The sequence below is a fragment of the Bacillus salipaludis genome (assembly GCF_030938565.1).
Taxonomy (GTDB): Bacteria; Bacillota; Bacilli; order Bacillales; family Cytobacillaceae; genus Neobacillus; species Neobacillus salipaludis_A.
The window spans coordinates 995,211-1,013,581 of the sequence record NZ_JAVGVR010000001.1 but is presented as its reverse complement, the minus strand read 5'-3'; the positions used below and the strand labels follow the sequence as shown (position 1 = coordinate 1,013,581).

General features: G+C 40.8%; 17 protein-coding genes and 1 riboswitch. Of the genes, 1 reads left to right on the top strand and 16 read right to left on the bottom strand.

Annotation, left to right across the window (positions count from 1 at the left end; all coding sequences use genetic code 11):
• Nucleotides 1-43: 43 nt before the first annotated feature.
• The 14 genes from RCG21_RS04905 to RCG21_RS04840 all read right to left on the bottom strand — a co-directional run bounded on the left by RCG21_RS04905 (nucleotide 44) and on the right by RCG21_RS04840 (nucleotide 14,666).
• The gene (locus tag RCG21_RS04905) at nucleotides 44-772 is read right to left on the bottom strand and encodes a sirohydrochlorin chelatase (RefSeq protein ID WP_133336736.1); all 729 of its coding nucleotides are present in this window, start codon (nucleotides 770-772) and stop codon (nucleotides 44-46) included.
• A gap of 19 nt (nucleotides 773-791) precedes the next feature.
• Nucleotides 792-1,571 (bottom strand): uroporphyrinogen-III C-methyltransferase, encoded by a 780-nt coding sequence (gene cobA / locus RCG21_RS04900; RefSeq protein WP_133336737.1) that lies wholly within the window; start codon nucleotides 1,569-1,571, stop codon nucleotides 792-794.
• Nucleotides 1,572-1,704: 133 nt separating this feature from the next.
• Nucleotides 1,705-2,304, bottom strand: coding sequence for an adenylyl-sulfate kinase (gene cysC / locus RCG21_RS04895; protein ID WP_026573748.1), 600 nt, complete (start codon nucleotides 2,302-2,304; stop codon nucleotides 1,705-1,707).
• 12 nt (nucleotides 2,305-2,316) lie between these two features.
• Nucleotides 2,317-3,471: a sulfate adenylyltransferase gene (gene sat / locus RCG21_RS04890; protein ID WP_133336738.1), complete on the bottom strand. Its 1,155-nt coding sequence runs from the start codon at nucleotides 3,469-3,471 to the stop codon at nucleotides 2,317-2,319.
• Between the two features lie 109 nt (nucleotides 3,472-3,580).
• Nucleotides 3,581-4,651, bottom strand: coding sequence for a sulfate permease (gene cysP / locus RCG21_RS04885; protein ID WP_133336740.1), 1,071 nt, complete (start codon nucleotides 4,649-4,651; stop codon nucleotides 3,581-3,583).
• Between the two features lie 36 nt (nucleotides 4,652-4,687).
• Nucleotides 4,688-5,404: a phosphoadenylyl-sulfate reductase gene (locus RCG21_RS04880; RefSeq protein ID WP_133336742.1), complete on the bottom strand. Its 717-nt coding sequence runs from the start codon at nucleotides 5,402-5,404 to the stop codon at nucleotides 4,688-4,690.
• 112 nt (nucleotides 5,405-5,516) lie between these two features.
• The gene (locus RCG21_RS04875; RefSeq protein ID WP_372512743.1) at nucleotides 5,517-5,648 is read right to left on the bottom strand and encodes a YezD family protein; all 132 of its coding nucleotides are present in this window, start codon (nucleotides 5,646-5,648) and stop codon (nucleotides 5,517-5,519) included.
• Between the two features lie 89 nt (nucleotides 5,649-5,737).
• Nucleotides 5,738-5,839: riboswitch (SAM riboswitch) on the bottom strand.
• 124 nt (nucleotides 5,840-5,963) lie between these two features.
• Nucleotides 5,964-7,682, bottom strand: coding sequence for an assimilatory sulfite reductase (NADPH) hemoprotein subunit (gene cysI, locus RCG21_RS04870; RefSeq protein ID WP_133336744.1), 1,719 nt, complete (start codon nucleotides 7,680-7,682; stop codon nucleotides 5,964-5,966).
• Between the two features lie 17 nt (nucleotides 7,683-7,699).
• A complete protein-coding gene (locus RCG21_RS04865) occupies nucleotides 7,700-9,508 on the bottom strand; it encodes an assimilatory sulfite reductase (NADPH) flavoprotein subunit (protein WP_133336802.1) in 1,809 nt (602 codons plus the stop codon).
• A gap of 192 nt (nucleotides 9,509-9,700) precedes the next feature.
• Entirely contained in the window at nucleotides 9,701-10,429 is a 729-nt protein-coding gene (locus tag RCG21_RS04860) for a GntR family transcriptional regulator (protein ID WP_133336746.1), read from the bottom strand.
• 59 nt (nucleotides 10,430-10,488) lie between these two features.
• Complete coding sequence (gene frlD / locus RCG21_RS04855; protein WP_133336748.1) at nucleotides 10,489-11,271, bottom strand: fructoselysine 6-kinase; 783 nt, start codon at nucleotides 11,269-11,271, stop codon at nucleotides 10,489-10,491.
• Nucleotides 11,272-11,334: 63 nt separating this feature from the next.
• Nucleotides 11,335-12,348: an SIS domain-containing protein gene (locus RCG21_RS04850; RefSeq protein ID WP_133336750.1), complete on the bottom strand. Its 1,014-nt coding sequence runs from the start codon at nucleotides 12,346-12,348 to the stop codon at nucleotides 11,335-11,337.
• 128 nt (nucleotides 12,349-12,476) lie between these two features.
• Complete coding sequence (locus tag RCG21_RS04845; RefSeq protein WP_133336752.1) at nucleotides 12,477-13,820, bottom strand: amino acid permease; 1,344 nt, start codon at nucleotides 13,818-13,820, stop codon at nucleotides 12,477-12,479.
• 24 nt (nucleotides 13,821-13,844) lie between these two features.
• A complete protein-coding gene (locus RCG21_RS04840; protein WP_133336804.1) occupies nucleotides 13,845-14,666 on the bottom strand; it encodes a sugar phosphate isomerase/epimerase family protein in 822 nt (273 codons plus the stop codon).
• 541 nt (nucleotides 14,667-15,207) lie between these two features.
• On the opposite strand from RCG21_RS04840, the gene RCG21_RS04835 reads away from it, so the two are divergent.
• Nucleotides 15,208-16,701 (top strand): amino acid permease, encoded by a 1,494-nt coding sequence (locus RCG21_RS04835; protein ID WP_133336754.1) that lies wholly within the window; start codon nucleotides 15,208-15,210, stop codon nucleotides 16,699-16,701.
• A 114-nt stretch (nucleotides 16,702-16,815) separates the two neighbouring features.
• On the opposite strand, the gene RCG21_RS04830 is transcribed toward RCG21_RS04835, so the two are convergent.
• Entirely contained in the window at nucleotides 16,816-17,361 is a 546-nt protein-coding gene (locus RCG21_RS04830; RefSeq protein WP_133336756.1) for a DUF4865 family protein, read from the bottom strand.
• Between the two features lie 85 nt (nucleotides 17,362-17,446).
• Nucleotides 17,447-18,346, bottom strand: a complete 900-nt coding sequence (locus RCG21_RS04825) for a GNAT family N-acetyltransferase (protein ID WP_133336758.1) — start codon at nucleotides 18,344-18,346, stop codon at nucleotides 17,447-17,449.
• Nucleotides 18,347-18,371: the final 25 nt, after the last annotated feature.

Sequence of the window (18,371 nt, the reverse complement as noted above, 5' to 3'; positions counted from 1 at the left end):
CTTTCCTATTGTGTTTCGACAAAATTCGGGTGGTGCCTGTCACTCACCGAATTTTGTCGAATCCGCCAACGACAATGTCTTCAATCACACGGTGCCGGCTTAGTTGGCCGGTACAGATGATATCCTGGTCTTCTGTTTGCTTTTTGCGGACCATTTGGTTTATTTCGGCTAACAGTAGTCCGGAGAATAAAAGATAGGGAATGACGATAACTCTCCCCGATCCTGCCTCCAGGACCGCTTCAAACCCCTGCTCCAGTCTTGGTTCTGCAGCCGCGAGGTAACAAACAGACACCTGGTCCGTTTGGAGGCGTTCTTGGATTCCATTGGCAATCAACTCAAACGCAATGTGAATGCTGAGATCGCTGCTGCCCCGGCCAACTATCAATAATGAATCCCGTGAAGTTACTTCTCCTGCCGCCCCTCTAACCAGCTCAGCAATCGCATCGAGAATTTCATCCTGCACGCCAAACGGATTCCTTACATGTACTTGGATCTCTGGATACTTTTCGCCTAATACAGATAGTGCATTCGGAATATCTTCCTTAATATGACCAGCAGCTAAAAGAAAAATCGGCACAACGGTAATCTCCGATGCACCTTTTTCCACACATCTTCTAAAGCCCTCTTCAATAGAAGGTTGGGTCAATTCCAGAAAACTGATTTCCTGAATCGGGACATCCACACGTTCTATTACCCTATTCAAAAAGGACTTTACCTCTTCGGCTCCCTTTTTTGATCTTGTTCCATGGCCGATATAAAGAATCGCTTTCATGCAGATTGCTCCTTTCCGCTTACCCTTGAACAACTGGTAAATGAGGGACGATTTCTTCCTCGAACCAGTTCAGTCTATCATGTAAGCGGACAACCTCGCCAATCACAATCATGCTTGGGTTTGCAATTTTTGCATCCTTAACACGCGCTTCAATCGTGCCAAGGGTTCCAACTACTGTTCGTTGATCGCTTAAAGTGCCCCAGTGAACAAGAGCGATTGGTGTGTCCGCAGATTTCCCATTCTCCACCAATTGTTGAACAATCGTAGGAAGGTGGGAAACTCCCATATAAACACATATCGTATCGACCGCTTTCGCTAAATGGGCCCACTGATGCTCTGCCTCTTTATCACCGGCAGCTTGATGTCCAGTAATAAATGCAAAGCTTTTGCTTAAGGTGCGATGGGTAACCGGTATGCCTGCATAGGCAGATGCTGCAATTCCAGCGGTAATGCCCGGGACCACTTCAAACGGCACATGATTTTTCACACATTCCTCCGCTTCTTCCCCGCCTCGTCCAAAAACAAACGGGTCGCCTCCCTTTAAACGGACAACCGTATAGCCTTTTTTCGCATATTTGACCAAGAAGTGATTAATTGTTTCCTGCTTCATTGTATGGTAATTCGGAAGTTTACCGCAGTATACCAGCTGCGCATCTGCTTTTGCATTCTGAAGGAGCTCCGGATTTACTAACCGGTCATACAAAATCACATCAGCCTGCTGCAGGCAGCGTAATCCTTTTACTGTAATTAGATCTGGATCACCAGGACCCGCACCAACTAAATAGACTTTGCCAACCATGAAATCCAACATCCTTTCCCTATGCCTTTTCTGTAATACTTGCTGTTATTGATGATTCGCTGATAAACGCTTACTATCAACTAAAAGGGTGTAAAATTACACCCCAGGTCACTTTTTTATAACTCAAATACTATTAAAAAATATTTTTCTCCCGCAAATAAGCAATCACTTGCCCAACAGCTTCCTCAACCGATAATAAATCAGAACGTAAAGTGATTTCCGGTTTTTCCGGTGCTTCATAAGGAGAATCAATACCGGTGAAATCCTTTATCTCACCACGGCGTGCTTTGGCATAAAGCTGCTTAGGATCACGCTGCTCACAAACCTCGATTGGACAATCCACAAAAACCTCAATGAATTCTCCTTCTTCAAATAACTCCCGAACCTGATCCCGATCAGATCGGAAAGGAGAAATAAATGCCGTCGTAATCACCTTGCCGCTATCAACAAATAACTTCGCGACTTCACCGATCCGGCGAATATTTTCCGTGCGGTCGTGCTCAGAAAAACCTAAATCCTTGTTTAAACCATGACGAATATTGTCACCGTCCAACACATATTCATTAATCCCAAGACGGAATAATTCGTTTGATACCGCGTTGGCAATCGTTGATTTTCCGGAACCAGAAAGACCTGTGAACCATAGTGTGCAACTTCCATGGCCGTTCTGGGAACGACGGTCATTCTTCGTAATCGTTGTTTCGTGCCATGTAATATTCGTAGATTGTGTCACTTCAAGTCCTCCTTAAGCTTCAACAGTCGCTTTTTCTTTCATTCCTTCAATTAAAACCTCCACAACTTCCTTACGGCTGAAAGTAGATGGCGGAAGAACACCGCTTCTTAGCATCTCTCTCACTTTTGTTCCGGAAAGGATTACGCGATCTTCTTTGTCATGCGGGCAAGTTTTATCAGACGCCATTCCATCGCATTTCGTGCAATAGAAGCTATGCTCGAAAAATAACGGCTTAATTCCAAGCTCTTCTTCTGTAAAGTTGCTGAAAATATACTGGGCGTCGTAGGTTCCATAATAGTTTCCAACCCCGGCATGGTCACGGCCGACAATGAAATGCGTGCAGCCGTAGTTTTTACGTGCAAGCGCATGGAAAATCGCTTCCCTTGGTCCTGCATATCGCATTGCTGCTGGGTGTACGCCCAATTGAACACGCTCTTTAGGATAATAGTTTTCTAGTAAAACGCGATAGCTTTTTAGACGAACATCTGCAGGAACATCATCAGACTTCGTTTGACCAACAAGTGGATTTAAGAATAAGCCATCAACTGTTTCAAGAGCTGCTTTTTGAATATACTCATGGGCACGGTGAACCGGATTTCTTGTTTGGAAACCAACAACCGTTTTCCAGCCTTTTTCTTCGAATAATGCACGGGTTTCTTTTGGCTCAAACCATACATCGCCAAACACGCCTTTTTCTGGCTTTTTCACAAGCACGATTTCACCAGCAACGTAAACTGGACCTCTTTCGAATAAACGTTTCACCCCTGGATGCGCCAGCTCTTCTGTTTTATAAACATTGAGAGCTTCCTTATTCAAATCAGGTTCATACGTTTCGGAAACCTTGATCACTCCAAACACTTCTTTGTTGGAAACAAGTTTAACTTCCTCGCCAACTTCAAGTGTTTCCGCCACTTCATAAGATACTGGCAGTGTTACAGGGATGGACCAGATTGTATCGTCAGCCAAGCGCATACGCTCTACTACTGATTCGTAATCTGCTTTTCCAAGAAAACCAGTTAGCGGGCTAAATACACCAACGCCGATTAATTCTAAATCACTTAGAGCGACTGCATCAATTTCAATTTCTTTTTCTACATTTGAAAAATTATAATTTGGATTATATGCCTGAATTAGTTTTCCTCCATGAGGTTTTGATACAAATGACATCTACAATCAACCTTTCTTTACTGGTTTTATTTTTTGGTTGTTAAACTAAGTTGTTGATTTCCGCTCCAATCAACGTTGTTCAAAAATCAACATTGTCTTTTAACACAGCCTATTTTTTTGAAATATTTGCTTGAGAAATCGTACCCTGTGATGCAGATCGTTTCATTAAGAACATCACGCCTAAAACGGAAATCACTACGCCCGCCATTGCAACGATTGAGTATCCATTTTTTTCAATCAATAACTGAATAATCGTATAGGACAGCACCATTGATAATACGGGAGAAACCATCCATACTGTTAAGAGCTGCACGACAATATCCTTTTTTAAAACTGATTTTCCATGCTTAGCAAAACCAATTCCAATAATTGAAGACGTCGTAATTTGCGTTAACGGAACCGGGATCCCGAATAAAGAGGCAATCGTAACAATGCTTGCTCCCGTTCCGGAAATCACACAGCCCTCTTCGAGCTTAAGCTTCGTAATTTTTTTACCGTTTGTTTCAAGCACGCGGTGTCCAAAAAGAATTGCTCCTAACGCAACAGCTAATCCGCCCCAAAGAATGGCATCACCAGTGGACATCAATTTTGCAGCAACGAGCGGACCTACCGCGTTCGCCACATTATTCATTCCGGCTGAAAAAGCTTCAAACAATCCCATCAAGACAACTAGAATCGCTAAAAACGGCCCTGCTTTCGGCTTTTCAATCAATCGTTTGATAAACTTTATTTTTAAAATGGTTGCCGCGAGAATGGCAATCACAAAGGCAGCAAACGGTGTAAGCAGCCAGAAAATCGCAATCCAGATGAACTTGCCGACAAATACGGATTGGTAAACCACCCCTGCTCCAACCACTGCCCCTACTGCAACTTCACTGGTCGAAAGCGGTATACCAAATATATTGGCTAAAAACAGTGATAACGCCGCTGATGCTAAAACAATTAACGCAATTGCAACAGTAAACGTGCTGCTTGGAACAATTCCACCGCCGATTGTTTTTACTACTTCACCGCCGCCAAGCCAAGCACCGAAAAAAACGGCAATGGCGCAAAGAAATAGTGCGACCCGCTTTTTTACTACTCCTGCCCCGTACGAAATTCCCATTGAGGCAGCCGCACCGCTAGCTCCAATATTTACAGCAAAAAATAAACCGATGGTAATGGCAATGATTGTAAGCATAAGGATGACCTCCCTTCTCCCGCATTAAAGTTCAACTTACTTTGTGTGCAAACCACACTCGGTTTTCCCGCTTCCGGACCATCTTCCTGCACGGGAGTCTCCATCTGCTGCAACCGGTTGTGTACAAGGGAAACATCCAATACTTGGATAGTTTTGATCATGCAATTGATTATACGGAAGATCTTTTTCACGGATGTACGCCCAAACCTCATCCCACGTCCAGTGAATGAGCGGGCAGATTTTAATATTTTCAAATTTTTCATCCTTATTAAGGAATTGTGTATCCTTGCGCGTTGGAGATTGTTCCCGGCGAAGTCCCGAGATCCAAGCTTCTTTTGTCGTTAAGGTCTCTCTTAACGGAATCACTTTTCTAATTTGGCAGCAAAGATTCGGGTCTTTCTTCCATAACGCTGATCCATACTGCTCTCTTTGTTCATCTAAATTCAAGACTGGCTGCTTCCGCTCTATTCTTAGCGAAGGAAAGCGTGCTTCAATTTTATCAATGACATCATAGGTTTCCGGAAAATGCAGGCCAGTATCTAAAAAAACAATATGGGCATCCGGTTTTACCTGCTGAATTAGGTCAATTAACACAATTGCTTCTGCACCGAAGCTTGAGGCATAGACGATTTTGTCTTCGGAATAATTTTGGTAAGCCCATTCTAAGACAGCACGGGCACCTTTTGTTTCATCCTCAGTTTGAAAACTGTCGGAAATCTGATTCCAGTTTTCATAGGTCACAGCTCTTGTCATCTTGGAAAAACTCCTTTCTTTAAAAAACAATACTCACTTTGGCTCCGTCTTTTCTTTTCAAAAAAGGCAGTCTGCCACCGGTTAAAGTGAAGACTGCCTCTAGTTTTTCTAGTCAGCGTTTCTTATTGGTTTGTAGACGAACCTTTTCGTTTTTCTCTATTTGCACTACTTTTCCATCCTGGACAACAAGTGTGATTGATCCGAAATTCAATGTTTCAAGCATTTTCTCAAGATGTGAAGTAATTTCTTCCCACTCAGATGGTTTCAGCTGATTCGCCGCCTTTCAAAAAACGCCCTCCCCATTTGGAAAAGGCGTTCGTACTTCAATGTAACACCTTATCTTTCAAAATGGATTCCATTTTGCAGGAATTGGCACCTTTCTTTGTAGGTTGCCGGGCTTCAACGGGCCAGTCCCTCAGCCGCTCTAGATAAGCGATTTATTTAATTTATATTTTATATCCTACCATACCTATAGGATTTGTCAATGATCTGTTTAAAAAATTCCCAAAATTCTGTTTGACAAACTTTTAGATTACGATTTTAATTGATTCTATTTCGATTAATCGTGGAAATTCGTCCCGTCCGTTGTAGCTTTGATAATTTCCGCACGGATGACAAAGTCACCAAAATGCTCGCCTTCCTGCCGTTCTTTTGCATAGCGTGGAAGAATATCCCGAAGCTCCCTTAAAATCTCTTCTTCTCCGATATTTTCACGGTACATTTTACTTAGACGGCTCCCGTCATGGGCAGCGCCTAAATACATATTATATTTACCTGGTGCCTTCCCGATAAAACCAATCTCTCCAAGGGAATGGCGGGCACAGCCGTTCGGACAGCCAGTCATTCGAATTGTAATTTCTTTATCACGAAGACCATTTTCATCCACAATGGTTTCGATTTTATCAATCAGCTTTGGTAGATAACGTTCAGCTTCTGCCATCGCCAATCCGCAGGTTGGAAGAGCCACACACGCTATTGAGCTGCGTCTTAGTGCTGTATATTGCTTACCTTCCGTTAAGCGGTACTGTTCAACTAGGCTGTTGATCTTTTTCTTCTGTTCGCTCGATACATTGGCAATAATTACGTTTTGGTTAGCTGTTAGACGGAATTCACCGGTATGGATTTTGGCAATTTCACGCAAGGCAGTTTTCAGCTTGTAATCATCGAAATCTGCTACGCGCCCACCCTCAATAAATAGTGTTAAATGCCAATTATTATCAACGCCTTTTACCCAACCATAGCGGTCGCCGTTATGATCAAAATGATATGGTCTCGCTTCACCAAGTCTCCAGCCTAGGCGGTTTTCCAATTCATTTTTAACCGTTTCTAAACCAAGTCGGTCCACAGTATATTTGAACCTAGCGTTTTTACGGACAGAACGGTTTCCGTAATCGCGCTGAATCGTAATCGTTTTTTCTGCAACATCATACAATTGGTTAGGTTTACAGAAACCAATCACTTTCGCAAGCTGCGGATAAGTTGCGGTGTCTCCATGTGTCATGCCCATGCCTCCGCCAATCGCTACGTTAAATCCAATCAGTTGGCCCTCTTCTACAATTGCGATGAATCCAAGGTCCTGGGAAAAGACATCAATATCATTTGATGGAGGTACAGCAATCCCAATTTTGAACTTACGCGGCAAATATAGCGGTCCGTACATTGGCTCAACTTCTTCTACCTCAGGAGTACCGGCCACCTTTTCCTCATCCAGCCAAATTTCGTGATATGCCCTAGTACGCGGCAATAAATCGTTACTCAATTTTTGTGCCCATTCATAGACTTCGCTATGAATTTCGGACTGATATGGATTGGATGCACACATAACATTCCGATTCACGTCTCCACACGCTGCAATTGTATCCATTAATGCAGCATGGATACCTTGAATAGTACTCTTCATATTCCACTTTAGTATTCCATGCATTTGGAATGTTTCACGGGTTGTAAGTTTCAAGGTTCCATTTCCGTATTTTTCAGCAAGCTCATCCATAACCAGCCATTGGTCTGATGATGCTACACCGCCTGGCAAACGAACGCGCAGCATGAATTGATACGCTGGCTCCAATTTTTGTTTTTGTCGCTCGTTTCGAAGGTCCCGGTCATCCTGTAAATAGCTGCCATGATGTTTCATCAGACGGTTATCATCATCCGGAATACCAGCGCTGATTCGGTCTAGCATCACTTCCTTCAGCGTGCCGCGCAAATAATTGCTTTCCTCTTTAATTCGTTCTACGTCGCTTGGTTTACCGTCTGGCGCTTTTAAAATCTGATTCACCATTTTTAAAAAAACTCCTCTCAGTATACATCACGCTGATAACGTTTTTGCTGCTGCATTTCAGCCAGATATTCTTCTGCTTTTTCACGGCTTAAGCCGCCTTCTTTTGCAATAATTTTAATGAAGGTATTATGGACGTCATGTGCCATATGTTTTTCATCTCCGCAGATGTATACAACTGCACCCTCTTCAAGCCATTTATATAGCTCTTTGCTTTGCTCAAGCATTCTGTGTTGTACATATACTTTTTCTTCTGTATCCCTCGAAAAAGCAACATCCAACTTTGTCAGTGCCCCATTTTTCAGCCATTTTTGCATTTCTGTCTGATATAGGAAATCGGTCACGAAATGCTGGTCACCGAAGAACAGCCATGATTTTCCTTCGGCACCGGTTTCTTCACGTTCTTGAATAAAAGAACGGAACGGCGCAACACCTGTACCTGGTCCAACCATGATGATTGGTGTCTCAGGATTTTTAGGCAGTTTAAAGTTTTCATTTTGTTGAACGAAAACAGACACATGATCCCCTGGCTCCAAACGCTCTGCTACATACGTGGAGGCTACGCCTTTTCTTTCCCGGCCATTTGCCTCATATCGAACCGCACCGATCGTCAAATGCACTTCATCAGGATTGGCAGCTAAACTGCTCGCAATTGAATAAAGACGAACCGGAATTTTACGAAGAATAGAAACAAACTCCTGAGCAGAATCACCCCACGGACCAAAATCACGAACCAGGTCTAATATGTCACGTCCATTGATGTACTCTTTTAATTTTTCTCCATTTCCTTGAGCAACAAGCTCTTTTAATCCCTCATTTGTGGAGAGCGGTGCAATTTTCTCAAGAAGCGGCTTTGTCAAAGTCGTAATCTCATAGTATGATTGGAGCGCTTCTTGAAGAGTGCGAACATCGCCTTGTTTTACTGTTACTTGGTCTTCTTTGGACCATTTTAATTCATTTAGAAGCTGCTCAACTAAAGCCGGATCATTTTCAGGATATACGCCTAAACTGTCTCCCGGCTCAAACGTAAGACCAGACCCTTCAAGTGAAAGTTCAAGGTGATGCGTTTCTTTATTCGATCCCCGACCGTTCAGATTGATGTTATCAAGTACTTCTGCTTTAAACGGGTTCGTTCTGGAGTATTCGGATTCAATAGTTTGCAGGGTGCTGGCAGCTGCAGCGGCTTCAGCAGCGCCTGCACCTTGAGCATCCTTTAGGCTGCTAAGAACGCCTTCAAGCCATTCTGCAGCTGGTTCATCAAAATCAACATCACAGTCAAATCGTGGATAAAGCCTTGTTCCGCCAAGTTCCTCGAGACGATCATCGAATTGTTTACCTGTTTGACAGAAAAATTCATAAGAGCTGTCCCCTAAAGCTAATACGGAAAATTGTAAGCCTTCCAGCTTTGGAGCCCGTTTGCTATGAAGAAACTCATGGAAGGTCATCGCATTATCCGGCGGATCTCCTTCCCCATGTGTACTGACAACAATCAGCAGGTTTTGAACCTTCTTTAAATTGTTTGGTTTGTAATCACTCATGGAAGAAAGTGTGACAAGATAGCCGTTTCCTTCCAATGTTTTGGCTGCTTTATTCGCAAGCCCTTTGGAGTTTCCAGATTGTGAACCGTAAATAATGGTTACGTCTTTGGAAACGGCCTGACCAGCATTTTGTGAAGCTGCCGGTGCAGCTGCTTGCGCCCCCGAAAACTGGGAAGCAGCTAGATATCCGCTTAACCAAAGCTTTTGTTGGTCTGTCAATGTCGGCAGAATACGGTTTAGGAGCTCTGCCTGCTCCTGACTAAACGGACTGTTTAATACCTGAAGTTGCAACATATCCACCTCACTAAGGAATTAAAATTCAAAAACCCGCTTTAAAATATCACGGGACAAGAATTTTTTTACTTTTCAGTCTCTCTAATAGATTAATAATATAATAATTTGACAATTCCTATAAGTCAAGTCGGTTTTAAAATAAATTTATTTTTCGATAAAAAAAAGCCACACCAGATTAACTGGCATGGTTTATTTCGCCCGATGGACGGTTAGGTTTACTTTGCTTGTTTCACACATGAATGTGGAGAGGTGGACGGGTTGGTCGTTTGAGTTAAAGGCGATTTTTAGGATTCTGAATAGGTTGGCTCCGATATCGCATTCTAGGTATTTGGCGTATTCCTTTGTTGCACCAATTACATCGATGATTTTATCGTTGCTGACTATTTCTGTATTGTAATCCTCTGAAAGGATTTTATAAGTGGATTCGTCCCTTGCAATTTTCTTTTCCAAATCCGGAAACTGAATTAGCGAATAATGCGCAATATCATAGAAAAGCGGACGGTCATTCACATACATAAGCCGTTCAAGTACTAGTACCGGACTTCCATCCTCAATCTTGAGGTGTTCCGCAACATCCTTTGGTGCCGTAATCACTTCACTTCTAAGAATACGGGAATTTGGGATCATCCCTAACTGGTGACTGAACTCCGAGAATCCACTTACAGATAACAATTCATTGTGAAACTTATTCGAAGCTACAAACGTTCCCCTGCGTGGTATACGTGTCAATGTACCATCCTTCACCAATTCTTCAATGGCTTTTCGGATCGTGATTCGGCTGACATTATATGTTTCACAAAGCTCTGCTTCTGTGGGAATCTGTTCGTCCGGCTTATATTTCCCCTGCTGAATATCATTCTGCAGCATTTGCCTAATCTGCATATAGAGAGGCTGCGGGGTTGAAGCATTTAAATTCATACTTTTCATCCTATCCATCATATGTTTATACATTATTATACATTGCCGGCCGGCTAGCGTCACCATGCACCGAAATAGCGGATGGTTTTTGCAGCCGTTTTGGTCCCTAATGTTAAACATTGTTGGATCGATTGTCCCTGCAATGTTCCATAAATAAAGCCGGATATAAAAGAGTCACCTGCTCCCATCGTATCAACAACATCGGCCTCTAACACTCCGCACTGGTAAAATTGCTCGCCATCGTAAGCAATCGAGCCATTTTCTCCTAACGTAGCCACCGCCACCCTAGAACCTTGTTTTTTAACCTCCTTTAAAAATCCCCTGATATATTCATCATCCTTTATATAAGAAAAGAAGGAATAGTCCACAAAGGCGGGCAATGTTTTAACCAGACCATGCTCTAACTGGTCTGAAAAATCAAACGCCGTGAGCAATCCTTTTTGTTTAAAAAGAGGATAATACCATTCAACATGTCCCCAAATTCCAGCATGAACAAGCTGATGGGTGTGAATAAACTCCAGTTCGTCATCGGTTAAGGTAAACTGAGCCATTACTCCTTCATCATAATCCCCAAAACGACGATCATTATCAATCAATTCAACATGAGTAACCGCTGTTTTCCCGTCCTTCTTCGCGAGAAATGTCGTATCCACGCCCTTGCCCTGGACCGCCTCAATCATTTGATCACCATATTGGTCATTCCCAACCCAGCCGATATAGGAAGAGTCCGCCCCCAACTCCTTTAAGTAGACAGCAACATTTACAGGGTTTCCTCCGGGATACGCCTTCCCGCTTGCAAGATAGACATCCATACAGTTATCTCCGACTGTTACAATTCTCATTCTTACTCCCGCTTTCTTTTAAATTGAAGAACGAGCACTACTAGGTAGTGCTCTTTAAAATTCTTAATATTCTACTTTACGATAGTATCTTCTTAGCTCTAATGGGTGGTTTCTCTCCCGCTCAAGGTAAACGCTAATGCGGCTTAACACTGCCCAGTTTATGCTGACAGAAAAATGCTTTCTAAATTCTTCGCTAATACCCGGCATTTCAAAGTTTTTTGTATCAATAACAGTTAATTGGCTGGTAATCTTTTCAGCAAATCTTTCAACACGGTCCATCAGCGGTCTCGTTTCATCTTCCCCTTTAAGTAAAATAACACTAGTATCTTCGAGCACTAGTTCAAGCGTGCCATGGAAAAATTCCGCTGCATGGATAGATTTCGCATGAATCCATTGCATTTCCTCCAAAATACACATTGCATAGGAGTAAGTGTTCCCCCATAGATTACCTGAACCGACCATCATGTGGTAATCGGTATCCTTATGTCTAATTGCAAATTCCTCTGCTTTTTTATCAAAAGCCTTTACAGCATTAAGAATTGCTTGCGGCAGCAAGGAGACTTCCCTTATAAACTGCTCATATTGTGGAAATTCATTTTTGTTATGCATGAATCGGAAAATTACCATGTATAGCAGCATAAAGAATGTATCAAAAGAATGCTTTTCAGAACCGGTTGTGATACAGTAATCCACTACCTCGGTTAATGGAGTATTTGGCTCCGCAACCAATGCAAGCGTAGTAGCTCCTCTTTCTTTACAAAACTCAGCAGCAGCAACGGTTTCTTGTGTTGTTCCCGATACGGAGGTAAAGATACAAACCGAATTCTTTGAAAAATGTCTATGGTTCATGACCATAAATTCTGCCGCAATTTCAGCATGAACATCAATCGTTGAATTTGATTTTAAAATATATTCATAGGGATACATCATCGCAATCGTTCCACCAGCACCAATCAGGAAAATATTGCTGTACCCTTTTTGACAAATTGAATCAACGATTTCTTCGATTTGCCCCTTAAATGCAAGCCCTTCTTTTTCCACAAGCTTCAGGAATAACTCTTCATCAAATTTTAACATGGCGTAGTCCTCCGAAAAAGTTTATTTGTTATGTCTTGTATTATAATTAAACAATACAAATTATACAATTGTTTTTTTAAAAAAATTTTTAGGAAGCTAGTTCTTGATGAACCAACTTCCTAAAATCATTACGCTACTAAATTTCCGTCCTTGCCGTTCTTAGATCCATATCTTTTTTCCCAGTAGAAATAGACTGGCAATCCTGTGGCAATGACAATAAATGCCGCAATCATCCCTTGCCATGGAGCCCAAGTAAAGGTCCCCCACGCAAGCCATGATGCTCCAAGAATGGCTAATATCGTTGTTAATCTCCACATCGGCATCCGGTAGATTGGATTATAGTCATCCCGTTTGCGGCATTTATAAACCGCGGCAAAGTCTAAAATATTGATCACCAATTGAATTAAGGTAAAATATCCAAGCAAAGTGGTTAAATTCGTTGCAAACACAAGAATACATGCATACGTAACCTGAACAATAATTGAAAAACTAGGTGTTTCATATTTAGGATGTACTCGTCCAAAACGTTTAAAGAACAGCCCGTCCTTTGCCATTGCATATTCTAAGCGCGGCTGAAACATAATACAGGAACTTAATGAACCTAAAATAACAATAATGGCAGTAATCGCTACAAAGGATGAAGCTATATGTGAAAGCCCCGGTATATACTTAACGGCATCTGAAACAGCTGCACTTGAGTGGATTAATTTATCAAAAGGCATTAATCCCGTTACACAAACGGCTAGCAAGGTATATAAAATTAACACAATAAAGACAGAACTAATTAGTGCACGCGGAAGAATTTTTCCCGGATTTTTAAATTCACCTGCCATAAAACAAATGGCTGCCATACCCGTGTAGGCCCAAGTGGTCGCAGAGACACCGCCAATTAGACTTGTTTTTACTGCACCACCATGAGGTGTATACGAGAAGTTTCCCGTGTTCATGTACATCAAACCTAATGCAATAACGATTAAAAACGGAATAATTTTTACAGCGGTAATAATCACCTGAAAAAGACCGCCTTCTTTTACACTCCGATAATGGATCGAGGTAATCACCAATATAATGGCAACCCCTAATAATTTACCGGCAAATCCAGAGAAGAATGGAAAAAAGCTGGCTAAATAAGATACAACGGCTAAAGCCATAATCGAAATTGATGGAGGATCTAGTGCCCAGAAGGTTGCCCATCCATATAAAAAGGCTAAAGGTCTCCAGCCTGCTTTATTCAGGTAAACGTAACCGCTTCCATTTTGGGGATAAGCTGTTGATAACTCAGCAAGAACCATTACTTGCGGGATGGCGATAATGCCGCCGATAATCCAAGCTAAAATAGAAATCGAAGGGGTTCCGGCTGCTTTGGCGACATCTCCGGAAGAGACAAAAATACCTGATCCTACAGTCGTTCCAACAGCAATTGCTAAAGCCGACCAAAAACCGAGCTTTCGTGTTAGCGTAGTATTACTCATAAAGAGTTCCTCCAAATTATCAGATTATAAGATTTCTAATTCATTTAATTTCTCTAATGATTTCTTAACGGCATCTTGTGGATTTTGATAATAACTTGATCCCATAATCTCGAGGGTACATACCCCTTCATATTGATGGTTTTGAAGGCTTTTGACATATTCTCTCCAATTTAGGTTTCCATCATCTAAAGCAAGGTGAGAATCTGTCTCACTATCGCCATCGATTAAATGGAAATGACTTAACTCTGGAAGCATCGAAAAATAATCATCCGGTGTTTCACCCGCCAGCTGCATGGCCACGGTGTCAATCATCCCTTTTAATGAAGGAGATTGAATTTCTTCAATCATTCTCTTTAGTCCAGGTGTGTCAATAATGAGATTGGACTCAAATTTCGTTAATGGTTCAAGCGCAAGAGTGATTCCTTCCTGCTCAGCTGCTTTGGAGATTTGAAAAATAGAATCGCTTGCATACTTCCAAGATTCTTCTTGTGTAAGGGAAAAGTCACCGATTCCGGAAGTAATCAGCATTTTATCCGTCTCCAATTCGACGGCAGCATGTAGATTTTCAATAAAATAATCAATGCTCGCTTTTCGCCACGGTGAATCCGATGTGGCAAGATTAAAAGGATAGATGCATTGTTCTGGAGTATAACAGACAATCTCCATATTTCTTGCTTTAACCTCTCTCTTAATCTCTCTTAAATTACTAAGCAGATTTCGATAGACATATAAATGTGGCCCACCGGCCCATAATTCAATACTACTTATATTCAGGCGATCCATACAATCCAAGAAATATCGGAAAGGATAATGCCTAAAAGTAATATTCATTCCTGCTATTTTCAACATATTAAACCTCCCTTCAGGTGAACCTTATTTATTTGTTATGTCTTGTATTATAATCAACTAATACATTAAATGCAATGAATATTTTAAATATTTTTATTGAGCGGAATTTGACAAAAAAGATTAATCTTTTTTGTCCAGTTCCCTTTTCTAAAATAATTTTTTTCGACAAAATTCGGGTGGTGCCAGGCACCTTTTTTTATTTTTCTAAAATAACTTTTTGTCATCGATTGATTCATTTTGAAAAAACTAGAAAATGTCCAAACCCCTCTTCAATACTTTAATTAACTAATTTATTAGACTAATAACTTTAAAAAGGTTGGAGAAATTTTGTTGACACTGAAAAAACAACACTTTTATACTATAATCAATTGTTAAATTTATCTGAAAATTCCAACCAGAAATAATCGGCTTTGATATGTAAATTTGCAAATTTTTGGAGGTGTATAAAGGATCAGTATTTTGACAATTTGATGAACTGTTGTCCTATTTTTTTGAAAGCGCTTGAATCAATCTAACTTAATTTCAGAGGAGGTATTATATGCTCGATATCAATGTAAAGCAATCTCCAAGAACTGAACAACAAGAAGCTACAACAACCCCTACATTGCAAAGAAAATTAAAAGCACGACATTTGACGATGATTTCATTAGGCGGTGCAATCGGAACTGGCCTTTTCCTGGGCAGCGGCCCCGCCATTCACGCTGCCGGACCTGGTGGAGCCTTAGTCGCTTATACTTTAATTGGAATCATGGTTTATTTTATTATGACAAGCCTAGGAGAACTTGCGACATTCATGCCGGTTAGCGGTGCATTTAGTACTTATGCTACCCGATTTATTGATCCAGCTCTTGGATTTGCCTTAGGCTGGAATTACTGGTATTCCTGGGCGATATGCCTTGCTGCAGAGCTTACAGCTTCAACAATGATTATGAAATTTTGGTTTCCTCACAGTTCCTCATTTTTATGGAGCCTATTCTTTTTAGTTACTATTTTTTTGCTAAACTATTTATCAGTTAAGGGATATGCAGAAGGGGAATATTGGTTTTCATTAATAAAGGTCGTTACGATTGTCATTTTTATTGGTATCGGTTTACTCATGATTTTTGGTATTATGAACGGAAAACCAATTGGATTCAAAAACTTTACGATCGGTGATGCACCGTTTTCAGGCGGATTTATGGCTACGTTAGGCATTTTCATCGTTGCTGGTTTCTCCTTCCAAGGAACGGAAGTCATCGGTGTTGCAGCAGGTGAAAGTGAAAATCCCGTGAAAAACGTACCCCGCTCGATTCGCACGACTTTTTGGAGGATTTTCTTATTCTATTGTCTATCAATTTTTGTAATCGGTTTAATTATTCCTTATACCACTAGCAGTTTGGCAGGAGATACGGTCATGCTCAGTCCCTTTACGCTAGTATTTAAAAAGGCTGGACTTGCGATTGCAGCATCATTTATGAATTCAGTTATCTTAACAGCGGTATTGTCCGCAGGAAATTCATGTCTTTATGTTACGAGCCGGATGTTATTTGCAATGGCCCAAGAAGGGCAGGCTCCTCGACTTTTTACCAAACTCAATAATCGAGGCGTTCCCGTCCCTGCAATCATTGCAACAACCCTTGTAGGGATGTTGGCCTTCCTTTCTTCCTTCTTCGGGGATGGCGCAGTGTATATATGGCTGATGAATTCAGTCGGTGTAACAGGATTTATTTTTTGGCTAGGAATTGCTGCCAGCCATTATCGCTTCCGAAAAGCCTACGTTGCACAAGGATATTCCTTAAAAGATCTTCCTTATCGTTCTAAATGGTTCCCGTTCGGCCCAATCTTTGCTTTTGCTCTTTGTTTAATCGTCCTATTGGCCCAAAACTATCAGGCCTTTTTAAGTGACCATATTGATTGGGGTGGTGTAATTGCTGCCTATCTCGGCATCCCGCTCTTCCTTGTCATGTGGCTTGGATATAAATTTATTAAGAAAACAAAGGTTATTCCGTTGGAGGAATGCAGGATTGATTTTGATGAACACCGTAAAGCTTAATTGAAGGAATGTTTTTAAATGCTCCAGTTTTCATATAAGGGGTTCCATTTTCGGATAATTTCTTGAAAATGGAATAAGAAATGACGTGTGCATGGACACACGTCATTTCTCTATTTATTCCCCTTGTGAAATATGCAGTATATTATAAATAGTTCCACTCATTTCTTTTACCTGGCTTATATCACTTAAAAAGTAAAATACATCATACTCCCACTTATCTGGATTATAGATTACGATATATTCTGTATGAATAATCGTTGGAATACTTTCCGCTATTTTATCCTTTAAGTTATTTAGACTTTCTTGTTGTGGTATTTTTCTTGTGATTTGAAATAGATATTGATTTTCTTTTATTTTAGATGTAGTAGTATCGATTAGTGGAATTCCGACATTTACTCGCTGCCATCCAAAAGAATTCAATATATTATCATAAGGTCCATTAAACAAAAACTTATTTAGCCCATTGCTGCCTTTCCAAAGATATAAGGGGCAATAACTATTTTGCAGATTTTGATTTAGGCCTTTTTCAGTTACTAAATATAGTTTAAATTTTAGGTCCTCAAATCCATCTGTTTTATGACCATTAGTTATTACCCTATCTCTAATGATCTTCATATCATAATCACTCGGTAATGTAATTTTGTATTGTGTTGCAATCATTCATTTTCCCTCCCTCTCTAATTTGGAAAAATATAGATTTACCAACCCCAGTAAATCATAAATCGGGAAATTTTATAAGTTTGATTTACTTTTTTAATACTAATTGATAGCATGCAAATGCATCCGCTTCTTTAAAACCCTCTTTACGATATAGCTCCTTTGCCCCTTCATTTTCTCCATTAACTGAAAGAATTGTTCTTTTGTAAAGATTGTCCCTGGCAAATTGAAGAGAAGCCCTAAGTAAAGTTCTCCCTAAGCCTTTTCCTTGATATTCCGGCAATATCGCAAGCGGTCCAATATTCAAAATTGGCTCGTCCTCATGCTTATCAGCGGCACCTCTGACCACCCCAACTGGTTTTTCCTTATGAAATAGGATTTTCATTCCACCTTCAAGGTAATCATCACTAGCAACCATTATCTTAACGTTATCAGGTGTGATCGGTGTTTCACTCCCCTTTAGGTTGGCAAACCCCGCGTTTCGAACTTTACACCAAATTTCTTCATCCTTTCCTGGCCTGAAAGTTTTGATCGTATAATCGCTGGGAAAAGTAACCTCGGGGACGTCTAAGGCCTCTCTTACCATCAGGAAGGAGTATCGTTCTACAGTAAAACCTAGTTGTTCTAGCGATTTAGACAGAGGTTTATTTTTCACCGGGATAAAAAGAAAGATTTTATCTAACTCTTTTGTATGATTTAATATGGACTGTAAAAGCAATGGGAAACACTTTCGGTTCTTTTTCTGGGAATGAAGAATTCTAAATCGTGCTGTTCGTCCTCTTTGATTGTAATCGTCCATGATCAGGGATGCGGCCGCAACCATCTTCCCCTGTTTATTGGTCACCATATAGGTAGGATTCTCTTTATTCGGCATAAATTTATTTAGTTCTTCATCGTAAAGATAAGAGCCGTCAATCTCATTTCCATGTTTTTTACAGTAATCTATGAAGTCATTTATTTTTTCGCTATTTAATGCTTCTACTTTCATTTTATCCCCCCACAAAAACAACTGT

Bases quoted from the DNA above. Each gene is read 5' to 3' on its own strand.
- RCG21_RS04905 (WP_133336736.1), bottom strand. From the start codon at position 772: ATGAAAGCGATTCTTTATATCGGCCATGGAACAAGATCAAAAAAGGGA.
- cobA (WP_133336737.1), bottom strand. From the start codon at position 1,571: ATGGTTGGCAAAGTCTATTTAGTTGGTGCGGGTCCTGGTGATCCAGAT.
- sat (WP_133336738.1), bottom strand. From the start codon at position 3,471: ATGTCATTTGTATCAAAACCTCATGGAGGAAAACTAATTCAGGCATAT.
- cysP (WP_133336740.1), bottom strand. From the start codon at position 4,651: ATGCTTACAATCATTGCCATTACCATCGGTTTATTTTTTGCTGTAAAT.
- RCG21_RS04880 (WP_133336742.1), bottom strand. From the start codon at position 5,404: ATGACAAGAGCTGTGACCTATGAAAACTGGAATCAGATTTCCGACAGT.
- cysI (WP_133336744.1), bottom strand. From the start codon at position 7,682: ATGGTGAATCAGATTTTAAAAGCGCCAGACGGTAAACCAAGCGACGTA.
- RCG21_RS04860 (WP_133336746.1), bottom strand. From the start codon at position 10,429: ATGAATTTAAATGCTTCAACCCCGCAGCCTCTCTATATGCAGATTAGG.
- frlD (WP_133336748.1), bottom strand. From the start codon at position 11,271: ATGAGAATTGTAACAGTCGGAGATAACTGTATGGATGTCTATCTTGCA.
- RCG21_RS04850 (WP_133336750.1), bottom strand. From the start codon at position 12,348: ATGTTAAAATTTGATGAAGAGTTATTCCTGAAGCTTGTGGAAAAAGAA.
- RCG21_RS04845 (WP_133336752.1), bottom strand. From the start codon at position 13,820: ATGAGTAATACTACGCTAACACGAAAGCTCGGTTTTTGGTCGGCTTTA.
- RCG21_RS04835 (WP_133336754.1), top strand. From the start codon at position 15,208: ATGCTCGATATCAATGTAAAGCAATCTCCAAGAACTGAACAACAAGAA.
- RCG21_RS04830 (WP_133336756.1), bottom strand. From the start codon at position 17,361: ATGATTGCAACACAATACAAAATTACATTACCGAGTGATTATGATATG.
- RCG21_RS04825 (WP_133336758.1), bottom strand. From the start codon at position 18,346: ATGAAAGTAGAAGCATTAAATAGCGAAAAAATAAATGACTTCATAGAT.